The following is an 18,020-nucleotide window of genomic DNA, read 5'->3' on the forward strand; positions in this document are numbered from 1 at the left end:
GTGCTGCTGCGGATCAGGGGTGAGGGTGGTGACGAGCTTGATCACGCTCGCGCGGAGCTCCGCGGGGTTAACCACGCCGTCGATCACCCCGTGGGTGGCGAGGTTCTCCCCAGTCTGCACCCCAGGCGGCATAGGCTTGCCGGTGGTCAGCTCCACCACCCGCGGGCCTAAGAAACCGAGGAGTGCCCCTGGCTCGGCGAAGGTGAGATTGCCGGCCGAACCCCAGGAGGCCATCACGCCGCCGGTGGTGGGGTTGCGCAGATACACCAAGAAGGGCAGGTGCTTGTCCTTGTGGCGATACACAGCGGTGGTGATGGAGACCATCAAAGAGAACGCGGGGGTGCCTTCCTGCATGCGGGTGCCACCGGAGGAGGGGGAGATCAGCAGCGGCAGATTCTCCGCGGTGGCGCGGTGAATGCCGTCGATGATGCGGCGTGCGGTGGCGGCGCCGATCGAGCCGCCGAGGAAGCGGAACTCTCCGAGCACGCAGGCTACGCGGTGGCCGGCGACCCTGCCCTCCCCGATGATCACGGCCTCGTCCACCCCAGATTTCTCGCGGGCCCGCGCTAGCGAATCCTTATAGGCATCGTCGATATCGCCGTAGTTCGGCATGGTGCCCCAATTCTGGAAAGAATCGGGGTCGAGTACTTCATCAATCAGCTGCTGCGCGCTCGTATGTCCCATACTGGGTGAGCTTATCCGCACGCACCCCAAAGCGGGGCCCAATGACACAAAAAATCCTGCACCGCGCCGCCGAGTTACACCCACGTGCGGGTGTGGTGGTAGCAGGCCGTGCGGGACTGCGGTGGCAGTATCGAGGCTGTGCAAGCAGTATCAGCGGGGCGCTGAGAGGGCCGTAGCGGGAGGCCACAATGATCACACCTCAAGGCGTGCCCGTCGAACGCGAATAACGCCGACCGCCACCGCGACGAGGCGGGGAGGTCGGCGTCGATAAGCGTGTGCCGGCTAAGCCGAACGCACGTTTTTGACTGCGCTGAGCCACGAGATGGCGCTGCCAGAGTGCAGTACCGAGTTGCGGTAGATACGGGAGGTGAGCCAGCTGACGGCGAAGGTGGTGAGCACCAGCACCAGGGCACTGGCCGCCAGCTGCAGCGCGGAAAGGTTACCCGCGGCGTATTGCAGCGGGGCAACGCCCACCGAGAAGGGCGGAATCCATGTCGCGATCTCCATGAACGTGCTGTCCAGCTTGGAAAAGCCGAACATGGGGGTGTACGTCATAGCCAAGGCCAGCAGCAGCGCGGGCAGCTGGGCCGACTGGTAGTCCTCCATGCTCGATACCAGTGATCCTGCGGCGGCGTAGACCAGGCCGAAGAAGATGAAACCGAGGATGAAGAAGAGCACGAGAATGGGAATGATCGAGAGGTCGAAGTCGAGGTCATCCGTCAGCCCCGCGGCCCACACGGCGCCGATACCTGCGGAAAAGAGCACCGTGACCATGCCTAAGGCGACGAGCCCGATACCCAGCACCTTGCCCCAGAGGAAATCGAGGGGGCGCACCGTGGCCAAAATGATCTCGATGACGCGCGAGCTTTTCTCCTCCATCACGGCGGTGCCGATCATGGCGGCAAACATCAAAATAGCGAGGACGAGAAGAAAAACGCCTACGAGCGCGACCACGCGGTTACCCAAGGTGTTGGGATCGCCGAAGAATCCCGCGTCGCCGTCGCCGACCTGCACCGGGATGAGCTGGGTGGCTGCCATGGCTGCGGGGTCGACGCCTTGGGATTCTAAAAACACCTCGGCGCGAGTGGCGTTGAGCTGTTCCAGCAGCTCGGTGGGAAGCTCCCCGGTGTAGAGCAGCTCCGAGCCGGACTCCGCGGGTACCACCACGGCATCAAGACGCGGGGCATTGTCCTCTTCATCGGAGGCCCGCAGCGCCTCCTCGGCGCTGGCGCGGTCGGGGATACTGGGATCTTCGCCCAGCACGGCAACCACCGGAGAATCAGAGGCGGTGTCCTCATCGTCGGAATTGATATAGCCCACAACTCCGCCCACCACCGAAATGGCGAGCATCACGCCGAGCATGACCCAGAGGCTCTTCGATTTCAGCAGCTTTGCGGCCTCGCGCCTGATCACGAGGCCGATCGTGGAGAAAGAGGAATAGGAATTCATTGCGACACAACCTCCTGGAAGAGCGTAGTGAGAGAGGGCAGGCGACGGCCAAAGTGGTGCACGGGGCCGGCGGCCAGCGCCGCCCGGAGCAGCTCCTGATCATCGAAGCCGCCAGGGCCGTGAGTGGCCTCCTCGGAGATCGACAGAACAACCGTTTCCTGGTGACGTTCCACGAGCTCCACACCGGCGAGCGCCTCCCACCATGCGGTGGTGGCCGGGCTGGTGATCTCATAGAGCACCGGCCCAGACTGCCGCAGCTCATCGACGCTACCTTGAGCCATCATGCGGCCGCCGCTAATGATGCCCACGCGATCGCACAAACGCTGCACCAGATCCAGCTGGTGCGAAGAAAACACCACCGGAATGCCCTGCTGGGCGCGTTCCCGCAGCGAGTTGGACATCACCTCAACGGCCACGGGGTCGAGGCCGCTAAAAGGCTCGTCGAGGATCAGCACCTGCGGATCAAAGACCAGCGCCGCGGCGAGCTGTACCCGCTGCTGATTACCCAAAGACAGCTGCTCCAATTTGTCCTTCGCGCGGTCACTGAGACCCAGCCGCTCGAGCAGCTCGGCGGTATTGCGCTTGGCAGCGGCAGCATCGAGCCCGTGCAGTCGTGCGAAATAGTGCAGCTGCTCTGCCACCTTTTGCTTGGGGTAGAGCCCGCGTTCCTCGGGCATGTAGCCAAAGCTGCGGCGCAGGGCGTCGTCGACTGCCCGTGAGCCCAAGCGCACCTCGCCAGAATCGGCGGTGAGCACGCCAAGCGCGATGCGCATCGTGGTGGTTTTGCCAGCGCCGTTGGAGCCAACAAAGCCGTAGATCTCGCCTGGGGCGACGGAAAAACTCATGTCCTGCAGCGCGACGACATCGCCATAGCGCTTGGTCAATCCATCTATGTGGAGTGTGGTGTCGTGCATACTCTGGTGTTCTTTCCTCATAGTCGTGGTGTGAACTCACACACGGACATATTTTCCAACAATCACGTAGGCCTACCTTAATAGACGGGTTGGACGCCTGCCACGGTGGACACCTAGGTACTGGCTATAGCCCTGAGCGCGGGGCAGGGGCACAATAGGAACTATGTCTACTTGCGTTCCCGCCATCACCCTCAACGACGCCACCCCTATTCCGCAGCTCGGTCTGGGCTTGTGGAAGATCGACCCGGATGAATGCGACACAGTCATCCGCACTGCCATCGAGGCAGGGTATCGCCATTTTGATTGTGCAGCGATCTATAAGAATGAGGAGGCCGTCGGCGCCGCCCTGCGCGCAGCGATTGCCGCCGGCGATGTGGAACGCGATGAGCTCTTCGTGGTGTCGAAGGTGTGGAATAACCAACAGGGCTTTGAGGAAACAGGGGAGGCCTTCAATCAGAGTCTGCAGCGACTCGGCCTCGACTATCTCGATATGTACATGGTGCACTGGCCCTGCCCGGATACAGACACCTACCGCGCCAGCTTCGAGGCGATTGCCCAGCTCCAAGGGCTGGGAAGGGTACAGACCGTGGGCGTCTGTAACTTCTATGAGGAGACTCTCGACAGCATCATCGCCGATACCGGCATCACTCCCGCGATCAATCAGATCGAGCTCCACCCCGGGTTCTCGCAGCGCCAGCTCGTGGACTATCACCACCACCACGGCATCGTTACTGAGTGCTGGTCGCCGCTGGGCCAGGGCGAAATCCTCAGCCATCACATCTTGGGAGAGATCGCCGAGCACCATGGGGTCAGCCCTGCCCAGGTGGCGCTGCGCTGGAGCCTGCAGCAGGATCGCATCGTGATTCCACGCTCGCGCACGCCCGAGCGGATTCGGGAGAATATCGATGTCTTCTCCTTCACCCTCAGCGAGGAGGAACTGCGGCGGATCACCGCCATGGATCAGGGCGAGGGTACTGGCCGTGTGGGGCCCGATCCCCGCGAGTTTAGCTAAGCGCCACGGCCCTGCCTCCAGCCGGGCGCAGCGCCGCTTCGCTGCTGGCAGGAGGGGGGGGCGACAAGGGCGCAGCTGGGAAAGCGCTGTGAATCCCCGTCTTGGGTGCTCACGCGGCTCAGTTACGCCGGACACAGGGGGTAGACTACGGAGCTCATGGAGGTAGACACCACACGGGCAATCACTCCCGCCGCAGGCTTGACCTCGGCGCAGGTGGTCGAGCGGCGCGAGCGCGGCCAGGTGAACGTGACGCTGCGGCGCACCGGTCGGCGAACCCGCGACATTATTTATTCCAATGTGTTCACTCGGATCAACGCCATCCTCGGCGTGCTCTTCATTATCGTGGCGACGACGGGCTCTTTTATTAATGGCGCCTTCGGTCTGCTCATTATCGCCAACTCGAGCATTGGCATCATTCAGGAACTGCGGGCCAAGCGCACCCTGGACCGGCTGACGATTCTCGGCGAAGAGGATCCGAAGGTGATCCGCGATGGGGCCACGGCCGAGATTCCGCGCGATTCTATTGTGCTCGACGATCTCATCGATATTGGCGCCGGCGACCAGCTGGTGGTGGACGGCGTGGTGCGCAGTTCCGAAGGGCTCGAGATCAATGAATCGATGCTCACCGGCGAGTCCGAGCCGATAAAGAAATCCGTGGGAGATCCGCTCTACTCCGGCTCCTTTGTGGCCGCGGGCTTTGGCACCTTCCAGGCCACCGGCATCGGTGAGGATGCCTATGCCGCCAAGCTGATACGCGATGCCGGGCGTTTCACCCTCACCGACTCCGAGCTGCAAAACGGGATCAACAAGATCTTGCGGATCATCACTTGGCTGCTTATTCCCACGGGGCTACTCGCGATCTACACCCAGCTGGTGCGCACCGGCAATCCATTACGCGAGTCCCTGCTGGCGATGGTGGCGGCGTTGGTACCGATGGTGCCCGAGGGGCTCGTGCTGATGACCTCGATTGCCTTTGCCGTCGGCGTGGTGCGCTTAGGCAAGCGCCAAGCGCTGGTGAATGAGCTTCCCTCCATCGAAGGTTTGGCGCGGGTGGATGTGGTGTGCACTGATAAAACCGGAACGCTCACGGAAAACCGCATGGGCTATACCGGCCTTGATGTGGTGGCGGATGCTGGACGTCGCCGCCCCGAGGCCGAGTATGAGGCCACGCTGCTCGCAATGGCCAAGGCCGATAAACGCCCCAATGACACTATGCAGGCCATCGCCGAGGCGCTGCAGCACTCCCGTGCTGACGCGCCGGGAGAGCCCAGCCCGCTGCCGCAGGTGAGTGAGCATATCGCTTTCGATTCCACCAAGAAGTACTCAGGTGTGGAGCTGGCCTCCGGCGAGTGCTGGCTGCTGGGAGCGCCCGATGTGCTGGCTCCCGAGTCGCGCGCAGCCGATGAGCATATGCAGCTCGGCCAGCGCGTGCTCTTGCTCGGGAGGAAAACAGAGACGGAGTTTGAGCCGCATGCCTTGGTGATTCTGGAGCAGGTGATCCGACCCGAGGCTCGTGCCACCCTCGATTACTTCGCCAAGGAAAAGGTACAGCTGAAGATCATCTCCGGCGATAATGCGGTATCGGTGGGGGCGGTGGCCCGGTCCCTTGGTATCTCGACCGAGGCCATCGATGCCCGCGAGCTTCCCACCGATCCCGAGGAGTTTCGAGCGGCCGTGGAGCGTGGCCGCGTGTTCGGCCGCGTGACTCCAGAGATGAAAAAGCAGATGGTGCTCGCGCTCAAGGAATCCGGGCACACGGTAGCGATGACGGGCGATGGCGTAAACGATGTGCTGGCTTTGAAGGAAGCCTCCATTGGTATCGCCATGGGGTCTGGATCGCCGGCGGCCCGTTCGGTGGCCCAGCTGGTGTTGCTGGATAATCGCTTTTCCACGCTGCCGCATGTGGTGGCCGAGGGCCGCCGGGTGATTGGCAATATTGAGCGCGTGGCCAATCTCTTCCTCACAAAGACGGTCTACTCCGTGATCTTGGCACTGGTCACCGGCATATTTGGCGTTGTGTACCCCTTCCAGCCGATCCATGTGACAATGATCGGCTGGTTCACCATTGGCATTCCCGCCTTCATCCTGTCCTTGGCTCCCAACCACGAGCGCGCTCGGCCCGGCTTCGCGAGCCGTGTGCTGCGTTTGGCCATGCCCTCCGGGGTGGTCATCGGGCTCGGAGTCTCCCTGTGGTGGATGGTGATTTCTTCTTCGCCACACGGCTCGGGGGTGAATCAGCACGAGGCCACCGCGGCGCTGGCCGCCCTGCTCATCATGGCCTGGTGGGTGCTCGTGGTGGTCTCACGCCCGCTGAACTGGTGGAAGATGCTGCTCATCGGGGTCTCCGGCTTGGCCTATGTGGCGCTTTTTGCCGTGCCCTTCAGCGCCCATATTTTGCTTCTCGACGCCCATCTCTCGCCACTATTCCTGCAATCCGTGGCGGTCGGCGTTGCCGGGGCCGTGCTGGTGGAGCTGCTGTGGCGGGTGAATCAGGCGGCCTCGCGGCGTGAGGCACAGCGTGATCGCGAGCGTCACCGACCTCCGGAACTCCAGAAAACCGGCTTAAGCTGAAGAAACATCACATTTACCTGAGGCTGTCGCGGCGCGGCAGCCTCTCTGTGTGCGCGTGAAAAGCTAGCGAAGCTCACAATCTAAAGGTTCGCAAACTTAACAGAAGGATCCTGTCTGCCTTGTCGGGGGTGGTGGTAGGACCTTTCTTGGTGCAGGTGATCCGGTAGTGGGGGCAGTGATTCGGCGCTCTGTAGATAAAAAATGCTTCGTAGATCACACATTGCAATGTGAGCTAGGTAATTTGTTTGCTAGGGCGTTCCAATCTGAGAGGGCGCTGAAAGAATGCACTGAGCTTCATCACCGCTTGCGCTAGGCGCTAGATAGGAAAAAGCATGACTAATACCGCACCACCACCAGAGGCCCAACAGCCTCGGAGAAAGCACGAACCCACCGCTCAAGAGTTCCGCGAGATGCAGAAGAACCCGGAGTTTCAAGAGCTGCGCTCTACCTTCCGGTCCTTCACCTTTCCCATGTCTGTGGCCTTCCTCGTGTGGTACGTCGCCTTTGTGCTGCTGGCCACCTATGCTCCCAGCCTCTTGGCTGTGAAGGTCTATGGAGCGGTGAATCTCGGCATCGTTCTCGGCGCACTTCAGTTCTTCACCACGTTCTTGATCACGTGGATCTATGTGCGCTACGCGAATAAGAACATCGAGCCGAAGGCCGCTCATATCCGTCAACTCATGGAAGGCTAAGGAGGCGAAGATTCTATGAACATCACTTATTTAGCGAGCGAGTCACATCTCGCAGCAGAAGCAACTAGTACTGGTAACCCGATTCTGAACATCGGCATCTTCGCACTCTTCATCGTGGTCACCATGACCGTGGTGGTGAAGGCGGGTCGAACCACGAAGGAAGCCAGCGACTTCTACACCGGTGGCGCTAGCTTCTCCGGTACGCAAAATGGTCTCGCCATCGCCGGCGACTACCTTTCCGCCGCATCCTTCCTCGGTATCGTGGGCGCGATCGCGATCTCCGGCTACGACGGCTTCTTGTACTCCATCGGCTTCTTCGTGGCATGGCTGATCGCCCTGCTGCTGGTGGCCGAGCCATTGCGTAACACCGGTCGTTTCACCATGGCCGATGTACTCTCTTTCCGTCTGCGTCAGCGCCCCGTGCGCCTCGCCGCAGCCTTCGGCACCATGTTCGTGTCGCTGTTTTATCTCATCGCTCAAATGGCAGGCGCCGGCTCTCTGGTGTCTGTTCTCCTCGATATCCATGACCCCACGGCCCAGGCCGTTGTGGTTGCCGTGGTGGGCGTCATCATGATCGCCTACGTGCTTATCGGCGGTATGAAGGGCACCACCTACGTGCAGATGATTAAGGCCGTGCTGCTGGTGAGTGGCGTGGGCATCATGACGGTGCTCATCTTCTTCAACATCAAGGGCGGTCTGTCCGACCTCTTCGATTCCGCTGTTGCGGCCCACGCCGGCTCGGATCTTCTCGCCTCGAAGGGCTATGAAGCCAGCGCGATCTTGGATCCGGGTCTGAAGTATGGTGGCTCCATCACCACCAAGCTGGACTTCCTCTCCTTGGGTCTGGCTCTGGTGCTGGGTACCGCTGGTCTGCCGCACGTGCTCATGCGCTTCTACACCGTGCCGACCGCACGGGAAGCTCGTAAGTCCGTGACCTGGGCTATCGTACTCATCGGTTCCTTCTACCTGATGACTCTGGTGCTCGGCTACGCCGCTGCCGCACTGGTGGGGCCGGACCGGATCCTCAGTGCCCCAGGTGGCGCCAACGCCGCAGCACCGCTGCTGGCACTGGAGTTGGCCGGCCCGCTGTTCATGGCCGCCATCGCCGCTGTGGCCTTCGCTACCGTGCTGGCCGTGGTCGCTGGTCTGGCTATTACCGCCTCCGCCTCGGTGGCGCACGATATCTATCACTCGGTGATCCGCAATGGTGAATCCACCGAGGCCGAGCAGGTGCGCGTCTCTCGTATCACCGTGGTGGCCATCGGTGTCCTGTCCATCGTGTTGGGTATCCTCGCGATGAACCAGAACGTGGCCTTCCTGGTCTCCCTGGCCTTCGCGGTGGCCGCCTCGGCGAACCTGCCGACTATCCTGTACTCGCTGTACTGGAAGCGCTTCAACACCGTTGGTGCCTGCGCCTCCATCTACACCGGTCTGATTGCCACGCTGGTGCTGATCTTCTTCTCCCCGGCGGTCTCCGGTGCCCCGAGTGCCATGTTCCCCGATGCAGACTGGTCGTGGTTCCCGCTGACAAGCCCAGGTCTAGTCTCCATCCCGGCTGCCTTCCTTGCCGGCATCATCGGCACCTACTTGGGTAAGTCGGACAATATGGAAGACCTCCAAGCAGAGATGGAAGTTCGTTCCCTCACCGGTGTGGGCGTCGAAGCCCCAGTGGATCACTAAGATTCCTACCGCAGCCTCGGTGACACGAGGCCTGCCGGCACACCGCTGATTTGCAGCCCCGCGCTGAGCACAGTCCGTGCTCGCGACGGGGCTGTCGTCGTGTCAGCAGTATTTGTAGGTATGCGCTGGGGTTTCTTAGAATGGCCCCCATGTCGTCGACTTCCCACGGCTCACGCCCCACATCGTGGTCTCGAGCGCTGGTGCTTCCACCAGCGTTTTTTCTCGTCGGCGCCCTATTCATACTTCCCTCGGTGGGGGCGGCACGCAGTCCAGAGCCGCTGCGTTATGCCACCGAGGTCACCGCTCCAGCTGCGCCGTCTGCGCCTATCTATCGCTACCCCGTGGAGCCGGCGCCACTGCCGCTGGACAACGATGTGTTTGGCACCCATGCAGCCGGTTCACAGGTGAGCTTCGTGCGGCTTTCTGACGGCGAGCACCATGGCACCGCCAATGAGCGCTTCGCACGCCCCGCGCTCAGCTTGATTAAGCTCTACATTGCCGATTATGTGCTCAACCACGGTAGCGCCACGGAACAAAAGAAGGCGCTCACCATGGTGCGAGATTCCAGCGATAGCATTGCCGCCTCGCTCTATGAGTCCTATCCGGAGGCCATCGACGCCACTGCCGCCCGCTATGGCTTGCAGTCCACCCGCGCAAACTCTAGGTGGGGCTACAGCGTGACCTCTACCTATGACGTGTGTTTCTTCCTCGCCCAGAAACTCGAGGAGGATCCGAACTCGCCGCTCCTGCACGCCATGCGCACAGCGAAGCCGGTGGCGGCGGATGGCTATAAGCAGAACTTCGGCACCAGCACTCTCCCCAGAGCCGAGGGATCTAAGTGGGGATGGTCGAATAGCCGCACGCTCCACTCCTCCGTCACCTTCGGTTCGGACTACGTGGCTGCCGCGGCCATCGCCGGCTCCCCTGAGGATCTCACCGACCTCGTGGAGCAGCAGCTCGCAGGGCTGGTACCGGAAGAATCTTTGGATACCTAGCGGAGTGGGGGAGGGGCAGGGGCAGAGCGTCGATAGGCGAAAAAACCTGTCGGTTGTATATCCTGTGACATTCGCATGCGGATACCGCAGCCTATAGCCTTAGAGCTGTCGGCACGTCCGCGCATCACCGTTGAAAAAACAATTCTGGAGTAAAGCCCATGACCACAGTCATTGTGTCGACGATGTGGATCACGCTCGCCGCACTGGCGTCGCAGTTCCTCGCGTTTATGACGAAGAACCACATCCCCGCCGTGGTGTTCATGCTGGGACTCGGCGTGATCATCGGTCCAGAGGTGCTGGAGTTCGCCGTCGATGACGGTGGTGTGAGCATGCTGCGTGAGCTCGGTCTCGGGCTGCTTTTCCTGCTCGCCGGCTGGGAGATCGATCCGAAGACGATGAAGGGGCGCACCGGTCGGTGGGCGCTGCGGACGTGGCTGATCAGCATCACAGTGGCGTTCGTGGTGGTCTACTTTATTGCCCAACCCGAGAACCCGCTGTGGGCGGTCACGATCGCGATTGCGGTGTCCTCGACGGCACTCGGCACGCTGCTGCCCATTCTCAAGTCCGTGGGCATGGACACCTCCAAGGTTGGCAAGACGGTATTCGTGCACGGCGCGGTGGGTGAGATGGCCCCCATCTTCGCTATGTCGCTGTTGCTTTCGGCGCGCTCGATGGGCCTGACCCTGATCATTCTCCTCATCTTCATGACGATCGCGCTGATCACCGCCTTTATCCCACGCACCGTGAAGGCCCTTGTGCCGCGGGTGGGATCGCTGATCCACGAGAGCGCTGGTAATACCTCGCAGACGGTGATGCGTTCGGTGATGGCCTTGTTGACGGTGCTCATGGCGGCGGCTGCGGTATTCGAGCTCGACGTGGTGCTTGGCGCCTTCTCCGCGGGTATTATCTTGCGCTCGCTGGTACCGGAGAAATTCCACAAGACCGTGGAAGCCCGCCTCAACGTGATGGGCTATGGCTTCTTCATTCCCGTGTTCTTCATTACCTCCGGCATGGCCATCAATATCTCCGCTGTGGCTGGCCGGTGGTGGCTGATCTTCCTCTTCGTCGCCGTGATCCTCGTCGCCCGCGGTATCCCGGTGTTCCTCACCGAGATGTTCACCGATACCGACTCCGGGTTGAAGGAGCCCCGCGACAAGGTGGAACTGGGGCTCTACGCTGCCACTGGTCTGCCCATCATTGTTGCTGTCACCGAGGTGGCCGCGCATCGCGATCTCATTGGCGAAGAGCTCGCATCCATTCTGGTCTGTGCTGGCGCGATCACGGTGCTCGCCTTCCCGCTCGCCGCCTATCTGGTGCACCAGTACTGGCCGGAGATGGATTCTCCGAAGGAACCGAAGGATCAAAAGACCAAGCGGGCCGCCGCCGAGGACGAGCACCGCGAATATCTTGAGTCCAAGAAGCAGCAGGAGGAAAAGGCCCGCCAGGGTGCCCCCGCCGCCCGCAAACCGCAGTCCCGCACGGTCGCCGAGGAGGAAGTGACCATCGACACCGACTAGCCGCCGCCCGCTTATCGACGTATCACTGCTGCATAACCCCAAATTTCACCGCTAGCCCGCGGCTACGGTAGCCTAATCACGACACGCCCCACATGCTGTGGCCACCCAGCCATAGAATGTGCGCGTCGTGTAGCAGCCCTAGTAGCTCAGTGGATAGAGCACGGCTCTCCTAAAGCCGGTGTCGGAGGTTCGATTCCTCTCTGGGGCACACAAAGCGATTTTACGTGTCTGCAGACCCAAAAAATATCCCCGATTCAAGTATGGATCGGGGATATTTTGCCGATATGCGGAGGTATCGAGCCGATGAGATAGGCTTCGGGAGGGTGATTTTGGGAGGTTCTTGAAAGTGTGGCACGACTTCTAGCCGATGTAACCTCTCGGATCCATCGACTAATTCTTCGAAAGATCCGTTCTGCTCACTTTGTCGATCCGATCGAGACTGGTGAAACGTTCGCCCCGCTTAAAGAAATGGCCTAATCGCGTAACTTTGCCTAGCGTAAGCAGGCTACTCACGAACGTGTTACCCAGGAGCGCATTCACCGCAACGACACCGAGCGCAACTGCCAAGACAGTATTAGCGAATCCTCGTATCCAAACCAGAGGCGCCATTCTTGAGAAGCGTATTGCGGTCCTCAATCGTGTTACGGCCTCAGTTGTTGATGTTCGACCAGGCTTGGCTGCCCTAGGTGGGATTCTGCTATGTGAACTTTGCGGAAGCAAAGACAGAACTGCGTATGCTTCACGGCAGGCATACCTGTGTAGTATTCTCCGAAGATCCAGCTTCAACAACTTACGCACGGTACGCTGAAGTTCATTCGGCTTCACAGGGATACCGAGAACAATCCTTAACGTCTACTCAAAGCGCGCCGAGTGACTTCTCAGGCGGGGGTTCGCGCTATAAAGAATCTATAGTTCGTGCCACAACCCGAGCCGGAAGGAATCTGTCACGCACCTTTGAACTAGGAGCTACGTCACGCGTGGCCGTCCTCCTAGGAGGAGTAGATGGAGATTGGGCACTGGCCGGATGCAAAGCAACTACTACTCCTGAGCGACTACAAGCATCTCGTCGTAACGCTTGGGCTTGGGGTGGGGTGCGTGTGGGCCGGAAATGGATACGCTGCGTTAGGAGCAGGTTGACGGTCGCGTGGACGAGAATGTGATCCTGCGTGAGATAGACGGGCGTGATGCGCAGTTGGTCAGTCGTTGATGGAAGATACTGTGAGACGCTCGCGCCGGAGAAGGATGTGTGCTGTACCTGGTGTACAAGACACGGGCAAAGATCGCCGGTTCTGTTCTTTTTCGCGGCACGGATGAAGGGCTGCGTTCGTTTCTACCGAGAGTGAGGGATACCTATATCGAGGATCAGCTGAACAATTAGTGTGCCTGCAGGGTTGGTTCGCTAGGGCGCTGGAATCGTGCACGAGAGGCAGTGGGGTTCGCCGCTGAGGGGTTCGGTGAACCGGTGGTTTGTGTGAATAGCGAGGTTAGAAGTGGAGTGGTCCGACAACCCTGTCTAGGGGTGACTACTGCGTCTACTAGCACCACCGTTAGGTCGACTACCTCACAAATACCTTTGTCGTTCTGTGGTACTGGCTAGACTCAACATCACTGATACACAAGGAGGTGACACATGGACAGCCAAGACATACGCGAGACCCGATCGCTTAATCTCGTACTCAACGGCACCCTGCAAGACATGGACGCGAAAACCGTCCTCGAAGGGCTTGAACTACTCACGAAATTGGTGAAGAGTTTTAGCAACGAGCCTGTGAAGATGGGTCTACTCGACGAGGGGAGCTCTATCACTGGTGTGATTGTGTCACCAGAGCTCGAAGCAGAAGTCTTGGACGGGGTTGCTCGCCTTCGTGATGGAGGGTCCATCCCTGAGAACTGGACATTCAAGCAAGTTCGGTTTGTTCGAGACCTAACTCGACTTGAGTCAAAGGTAGGTGTAACAGGTGTAAAGCTGAGCACGTCCTACGGTTCAGGAGATGCATTCCTCGACGAACCCTTGCGAGAGGCCATCGACGCCATCTTGGAGAAAATTCCAATATCCCTCGGCTCAGTTACGGGTGAGCTGTATTCCTACTCTGCCAACGATAAACGGTTTCGCGCGAGGTTACACCCCTCGGCTGGTGGCCCGATGGTGAAAATTAGCTTCAACGAAGATCTAGATGAGGAAATTCGTAACGGATTGCGCCAGAAGGTGAGTATTTATGGACTCCTCAAACGACACCCTGAAACGCACGTAGTTGAAGAGGTCGATGCGCGAAGAGTAAAGATTCTCAAGACCCCTAGACTTGTGCGTTCGGGCCGCGGGATTTGGAAGGGGGCCAAGGAACAAGGTGTCACGGTAGATGAACTTATGAGTGCAATTCGAGGAGAGGACTGGGTAGGTAGAAACCATGGCTAAGACTCCCGAAGCTATTAAGGTTGCTGTCGACACGAGCCTTCTACTGAACCTTTTCTTGGAAGAGGAGCCATCGTACTCCGAACGCACAGAGCGGGTTTTTAGTGATTCAAACTATCAAGTCTACCTACCTACCTTGGTTGGTGTCGAGGCAGTCGCTGCGCCAAGAATGCGGAATAACCAACAAAAACCGCCTATCTCCAATCGATACATCGATGCTGCCAAAGAATTCCTTGAAACGGTTGATGTTATCTGGGTTGAGCTCGATGAGTTTGCCATGCAGCGAGCGCAGAAGCTTGGTCCAGAGAGAATGATAAGGGCTCAAGACGTTGCCATTCTCTCCTGTGCGATAGAAGCTGAATGCCAGTATCTTTTCACGAAAGACAAAAAACTCATCAAAGCGACCGCAGGGCTGGAAGATATTGAAGTGTGTCTACCGCCTGAACTGGGTTCGACTCAGACGGCTCTGACACTGTCGTAGATTTTCCCTGTTGGGTACCAAGCGGTCTCCCCGTCAATTCTATGGAAAGCACTCGACACTGTTAGTGGTATGTGTCCCTTTGTTAGTGACAGTGGGCAACTTTTATACAGCACAGTGCCTATTTCTTCCTCATCTGAAATGCGGTTTTGCTACGTTGAGCCTCGGGCGATGTGCCCTAGGGCCTCGTTTTGTCGTTTTCGAGGTTCTGGGAGGGCCTTAATTAGACTTCTCGCAGTTCACTAGGAAGTGGCGAAAAGTCCACTTGAGCTGGGCGGGAGACGGTAAGAGGGGGTAGATGGAGGCGGTTTTGTGAGCAAGAGGAACATTGAGAGAGACCAATAGGTTTCGCGAAAGTCTACCCAGAACAGTGCCGCGCCTGGCACATGAGGGCCCTCTTTTCAGGCCCACAACGCACTATCCCCGATTCGGAAGTGGAATCGGGGATAGTGCTGTATGTGGGGCTTCGTTGGCTAGTCGAACGTGCAGCGCAGGGCCCATCTCCTGGAGGGATCGGATCGCTGGGCCACCAGCACTGGCTCGGGGAGACACTCACGCTGACGTGTTCGCCATCCCTGCCGGCCAAGCTACTACCGGCCGAATCCTCGGGGGTCGTGCCGATGCCCACACGGTATGTCTGATCCTCCCGAGTCTTGCCGTCACTGTAGGGGTAGGTGCCGCGCAGTACCGTGGGCTCATCCAGTTCCACAAACCCCACGCGGCCGGTGACGCGGATGTTAAAGGGGTAGAGCTCCCCGTATTTCTCCAGGAACTCCTCGGCCGAGAGATCGCGGATCACGCCGCTCACAGTCTGGGGTTCGTTATCGTCTAACTCGGGGTATCTGGGCGCGCGCTCTTCGCCGGCGGGCACCGTCTTGTCGTAGAGATAGACGTGCGCATTGTTGCCGCCGGTGCAGTGAACAGTGTGCTCGCCACTGCACTTCATGGTGTAGGTGTCTCCGGTGACGAAGGAGTTGGCTTCTACGCTCACATCTGAGTTGCCCGTGCGCACCCATTGGGCAGCGAAGGCATCGCGCACGCTTTTAGCAAAGAGCTCAGAGGTGTGGGGGCCCGCCTCATAGCGCAGGTAGGCATCTTCGGTGCGCGGTGTCGGCTCCGTATCAGCGCTAGTCTCGTCCGCGATTTCGGTTTCGATTTCGGTCACCGTGGTGGTGCTCGTGGAGTCGCTGGGCGCGGCATCATCCGCGCCGCCGCACCCTGTGAGCACCAGGGCCGCAGTTCCGAGAATGACTGTGATGGCTGCCCCTCTATTGAGGCGGGACGGAGAACGCACGTGTGCTCCCTTCGTGGCGACTACCTCGGACCAGCTCCCGCTGGGATTCTCAGGCCTATTTTAATCGCTGCCAGGTGCTCATTTCGGGAGAATAGGGCGCTAGGTGGGCGATAGTTCTCCCCGCTTAGTGGCCGTGTTGCCACCTCGATATAGCGCGCTAGCCGCTATTGCCGCATGTTGGGCTGGACGCATTCTGGATTGCTAGGGCTGCCTGCGGTGTCCGTCTGCGGCGGGACAGCGCTGTTCCTGCGCACTTTTGGGGGTGAATATATCCTTGTCCTCGCATCCTGTACGGCCCACAGCGGGGGTGTATTGCACTAAAGACGCACATAAGTAGGAGGAAACGCCTACTGTTGTAGGTAATCAGATTCTCTTGACTGTATAGGTAGGTTCCCATGTCTGCACGACCGACGTTTACCGACGTTCAGCGCCGCGATATTCGTGTGCACACTGTCATTGATCACGATGTTCCGGTTCTCGCCGTAGATCAGATTCTTGAGGATGGCTCCTCTAAGCGTCTCTTGCTGCTGAACAAGTTTGACTCCAAGCAGCTCGCCGCTGCGTGTGAGTTGTACCTGCAGCAGATTTTCTCGGCCTCCTTCTCCGAACTGCACACCGGCTTGGACCCGCAGGAGATGGCCGATCTCTTCGGTTCTCACGACGAAGAAGACGACTAAAGAGCACTGCCACCATGAACGACACACACATTTGTGTGATCGGGATAGGGGCCGGTAGCCCTGGGCATATCACTCAAGACGCAATCGCGGCGCTGGCTAGCGCAGATTGCGTCTTGAGTCTTGATAAGGGGGAAGACAAGGCGGAGCTGCGTGCCGTCCGTGAGCGCATTATTGCGGCTCATGCGCCGCAGGTGAAGCTCGTCGCTATTCCCGATCCGCCCCGCGATCGCCATCCCGAGAACTATGCAGCAGAGGTGAAACGCTGGCACCAGGCGCGCGCGCAGCGTATCGACGCCGCCTTGGGCGAGCATCTCTCCAGCGGCGGCACAGCCGCCTTCCTCGTCTGGGGCGATCCCTCGCTCTATGATTCCACGCTGCGGATCTTGGACCGGCTGCACACACCCCATACCCGATCGATCTACCCAGGTATCACCGCTATTCAGGCTCTCACCGCGGCTCATGGGATGCTGCTGAACCGCATCGGTGAAGCCATCCACGTCACCACCGCGCGCAAGCTGCCAGAAACCAGCGAGGCGGACCGCGCGAACTGTGTGGTGATGCTCGATGGGGGAGCGGCCTGGATGGAGAACTACACGGAGAACACCGTGATCTATTGGGGCGCGTATCTCTCCACGGATTGGCAGGTGCTGCGCCGCGGCAAGGTCTGCGAGATCGGTGCCGAGATCGCGGAGCTGAAAAAGCAGCTCCGTGCCGAACACGGCTGGATTATGGATATCTACCTTCTGCGCGAGGAGCCTGCCTCCTAATACAGGGCAGAGAACACGCACAAAGGGGCTCCCACCAGATCACTGGTAGGAGCCCCTTTTTCGTGCTGAGCGGATAGTTAGCTAAGCTCCTCGAGCTTCGCACGAACCTCGGATGCAGCCGGGTTGGTGGCGGTAGAGCCATCAGAGTACTTCACGGTGGGAACCACGCGGTTGCCATCGTTGACCGACTCCACCCACGCGGCAGCCTCGGCATCCTGCTCCACATCGATCTCATCGAAAGGAGTCTCGGTACGGTTCAAAGCCTTCTTCAGACGCTGACAAAAGGGGCACCACGACGTGGTGTACAAAGTTACGTTAGCCATAGCCTCCACTGTGCCACACCCGTGGCTCTCAGCGCACCCAGAAAACTCAAGCGCGCGGCTCGCGCCGGCGATAGCTGCGGAAGCAGTAGCGGGCCCCCGTGCGGGAGGTGCGCCAGTCGCTTTCTGAGACAAGCTCGATGTCCGCGGGCAGCGCGGGCGCATACACAGCGGCGGCGCCGAGCTCGGAGGCGAGGGTGGCGTCGACAAGCGTCATCTCTATCCGCTCACAGCGATCAAGAAGAGCCTCGTAGATGCTGCCGCCGCCCATCACCCACAAGGTGTCGCACTCGGGCAGAGTGCGCAGATCGGGCAGCACCTCGGCCCCAGCGGACCACGGCCCGGGCGTGCGGGTGGATACCACGAGATTGCGGCGGCCGGGCAGGGGGCGCACCGCCGGCGGCAGGGACTCCCAGGTGGCGCGCCCCATGAGCACGGGGTGGCCGGAGGTGATCTCCTTGAAATGCGCGAGATCTTCGGGAATATGCCACGGCATGGTGTGGCCATCGCCGATCACGCCGTCGCGGGACTGCGCCCAGATAGCGCCGATCATCCACCTA

General features: G+C 59.9%; 16 protein-coding genes and 1 tRNA gene. 11 read left to right on the plus strand and 6 right to left on the minus strand.

What is annotated here, in order from left to right:
• From GBB18_RS00005 to GBB18_RS00015, 3 genes are all read right to left on the minus strand, one after another.
• Positions 1-684 (minus strand): acetyl-CoA carboxylase carboxyltransferase subunit beta (locus GBB18_RS00005; protein ID WP_304503156.1); only part of this gene is annotated, 684 nt, incomplete at its 3' end.
• 282 nt (positions 685-966) lie between these two features.
• The gene (locus GBB18_RS00010; RefSeq protein WP_151640328.1) at positions 967-2,133 is read right to left on the minus strand and encodes an ABC transporter permease; all 1,167 of its coding nucleotides are present in this window, start codon (positions 2,131-2,133) and stop codon (positions 967-969) included.
• A complete protein-coding gene (locus tag GBB18_RS00015; protein WP_151640329.1) occupies positions 2,130-3,047 on the minus strand; it encodes an ABC transporter ATP-binding protein in 918 nt (305 codons plus the stop codon). Before GBB18_RS00015 ends, GBB18_RS00010 begins: the two co-directional genes overlap by 4 nt.
• 163 nt (positions 3,048-3,210) lie before the next feature.
• Here GBB18_RS00015 and GBB18_RS00020 point away from each other — a divergent pair, with 163 nt between their 5' ends.
• The 9 genes from GBB18_RS00020 (at position 3,211) to GBB18_RS00060 (ending at position 14,405) form a co-directional block, all read left to right on the plus strand.
• A complete protein-coding gene (locus GBB18_RS00020) occupies positions 3,211-4,059 on the plus strand; it encodes an aldo/keto reductase (protein ID WP_151640330.1) in 849 nt (282 codons plus the stop codon).
• Positions 4,060-4,215: 156 nt separating this feature from the next.
• Complete coding sequence (locus tag GBB18_RS00025; RefSeq protein WP_151640331.1) at positions 4,216-6,630, plus strand: HAD-IC family P-type ATPase; 2,415 nt, start codon at positions 4,216-4,218, stop codon at positions 6,628-6,630.
• A 332-nt stretch (positions 6,631-6,962) separates the two neighbouring features.
• Positions 6,963-7,322: a DUF485 domain-containing protein gene (locus GBB18_RS00030; protein ID WP_151548976.1), complete on the plus strand. Its 360-nt coding sequence runs from the start codon at positions 6,963-6,965 to the stop codon at positions 7,320-7,322.
• 15 nt (positions 7,323-7,337) lie between these two features.
• Complete coding sequence (locus tag GBB18_RS00035) at positions 7,338-9,002, plus strand: cation acetate symporter (RefSeq protein WP_151548975.1); 1,665 nt, start codon at positions 7,338-7,340, stop codon at positions 9,000-9,002.
• A 149-nt stretch (positions 9,003-9,151) separates the two neighbouring features.
• The gene (locus GBB18_RS00040; protein ID WP_151640332.1) at positions 9,152-9,997 is read left to right on the plus strand and encodes a hypothetical protein; all 846 of its coding nucleotides are present in this window, start codon (positions 9,152-9,154) and stop codon (positions 9,995-9,997) included.
• A 158-nt stretch (positions 9,998-10,155) separates the two neighbouring features.
• Positions 10,156-11,514 carry a cation:proton antiporter gene (locus GBB18_RS00045; protein WP_151640333.1) on the plus strand — a complete coding sequence of 453 codons (1,359 nt, stop codon included), beginning with the start codon at positions 10,156-10,158 and terminating at the stop codon, positions 11,512-11,514.
• Positions 11,515-11,649: 135 nt separating this feature from the next.
• Positions 11,650-11,722, plus strand: a tRNA-Arg gene (locus GBB18_RS00050).
• 1,422 nt (positions 11,723-13,144) lie between these two features.
• Positions 13,145-13,927 (plus strand): hypothetical protein, encoded by a 783-nt coding sequence (locus GBB18_RS00055; RefSeq protein WP_151640334.1) that lies wholly within the window; start codon positions 13,145-13,147, stop codon positions 13,925-13,927.
• On the plus strand, positions 13,920-14,405 hold the full coding sequence (locus GBB18_RS00060) for a type II toxin-antitoxin system VapC family toxin (RefSeq protein WP_151640335.1): 486 nt from the start codon (positions 13,920-13,922) through the stop codon (positions 14,403-14,405). The genes GBB18_RS00055 and GBB18_RS00060 overlap by 8 nt, the downstream gene beginning before the upstream one ends.
• A gap of 355 nt (positions 14,406-14,760) precedes the next feature.
• On the opposite strand, the gene GBB18_RS00065 is transcribed toward GBB18_RS00060, so the two are convergent.
• The gene (locus GBB18_RS00065; RefSeq protein ID WP_151640336.1) at positions 14,761-15,696 is read right to left on the minus strand and encodes a hypothetical protein; all 936 of its coding nucleotides are present in this window, start codon (positions 15,694-15,696) and stop codon (positions 14,761-14,763) included.
• Between the two features lie 395 nt (positions 15,697-16,091).
• Between GBB18_RS00065 and GBB18_RS00070 the strand changes: the two genes are divergently transcribed.
• A complete protein-coding gene (locus tag GBB18_RS00070) occupies positions 16,092-16,373 on the plus strand; it encodes a hypothetical protein (RefSeq protein ID WP_151640337.1) in 282 nt (93 codons plus the stop codon).
• A 14-nt stretch (positions 16,374-16,387) separates the two neighbouring features.
• Positions 16,388-17,140: a precorrin-6A synthase (deacetylating) gene (gene cobF / locus GBB18_RS00075; RefSeq protein WP_151640338.1), complete on the plus strand. Its 753-nt coding sequence runs from the start codon at positions 16,388-16,390 to the stop codon at positions 17,138-17,140.
• 77 nt (positions 17,141-17,217) lie between these two features.
• Here cobF and GBB18_RS00080 read toward each other — a convergent pair whose 3' ends face one another.
• Complete coding sequence (locus GBB18_RS00080) at positions 17,218-17,463, minus strand: mycoredoxin (protein WP_151548970.1); 246 nt, start codon at positions 17,461-17,463, stop codon at positions 17,218-17,220.
• A 46-nt stretch (positions 17,464-17,509) separates the two neighbouring features.
• Positions 17,510-18,013, minus strand: coding sequence for a dihydrofolate reductase (locus tag GBB18_RS00085; RefSeq protein ID WP_151640339.1), 504 nt, complete (start codon positions 18,011-18,013; stop codon positions 17,510-17,512).
• Positions 18,014-18,020: the final 7 nt, after the last annotated feature.

The organism is Corynebacterium sp. 11A, from assembly GCF_008930935.1.
Lineage (GTDB): Bacteria > Actinomycetota > Actinomycetes > Mycobacteriales > Mycobacteriaceae > Corynebacterium > Corynebacterium megadyptis.

Excerpts from the sequence above, each read along its gene's own strand:
- GBB18_RS00060 (WP_151640335.1), top strand. The coding sequence starts at position 13,920 with ATGGCTAAGACTCCCGAAGCTATTAAGGTTGCTGTCGACACGAGCCTT.
- GBB18_RS00020 (WP_151640330.1), top strand. The coding sequence starts at position 3,211 with ATGTCTACTTGCGTTCCCGCCATCACCCTCAACGACGCCACCCCTATT.
- GBB18_RS00070 (WP_151640337.1), top strand. The coding sequence starts at position 16,092 with ATGTCTGCACGACCGACGTTTACCGACGTTCAGCGCCGCGATATTCGT.
- GBB18_RS00040 (WP_151640332.1), top strand. The coding sequence starts at position 9,152 with ATGTCGTCGACTTCCCACGGCTCACGCCCCACATCGTGGTCTCGAGCG.
- GBB18_RS00030 (WP_151548976.1), top strand. The coding sequence starts at position 6,963 with ATGACTAATACCGCACCACCACCAGAGGCCCAACAGCCTCGGAGAAAG.
- GBB18_RS00010 (WP_151640328.1), bottom strand. The coding sequence starts at position 2,133 with ATGAATTCCTATTCCTCTTTCTCCACGATCGGCCTCGTGATCAGGCGC.
- GBB18_RS00015 (WP_151640329.1), bottom strand. The coding sequence starts at position 3,047 with ATGCACGACACCACACTCCACATAGATGGATTGACCAAGCGCTATGGC.
- GBB18_RS00055 (WP_151640334.1), top strand. The coding sequence starts at position 13,145 with ATGGACAGCCAAGACATACGCGAGACCCGATCGCTTAATCTCGTACTC.
- GBB18_RS00080 (WP_151548970.1), bottom strand. The coding sequence starts at position 17,463 with ATGGCTAACGTAACTTTGTACACCACGTCGTGGTGCCCCTTTTGTCAG.
- GBB18_RS00045 (WP_151640333.1), top strand. The coding sequence starts at position 10,156 with ATGACCACAGTCATTGTGTCGACGATGTGGATCACGCTCGCCGCACTG.
- cobF (WP_151640338.1), top strand. The coding sequence starts at position 16,388 with ATGAACGACACACACATTTGTGTGATCGGGATAGGGGCCGGTAGCCCT.
- GBB18_RS00025 (WP_151640331.1), top strand. The coding sequence starts at position 4,216 with ATGGAGGTAGACACCACACGGGCAATCACTCCCGCCGCAGGCTTGACC.
- GBB18_RS00085 (WP_151640339.1), bottom strand. The coding sequence starts at position 18,013 with ATGATCGGCGCTATCTGGGCGCAGTCCCGCGACGGCGTGATCGGCGAT.
- GBB18_RS00035 (WP_151548975.1), top strand. The coding sequence starts at position 7,338 with ATGAACATCACTTATTTAGCGAGCGAGTCACATCTCGCAGCAGAAGCA.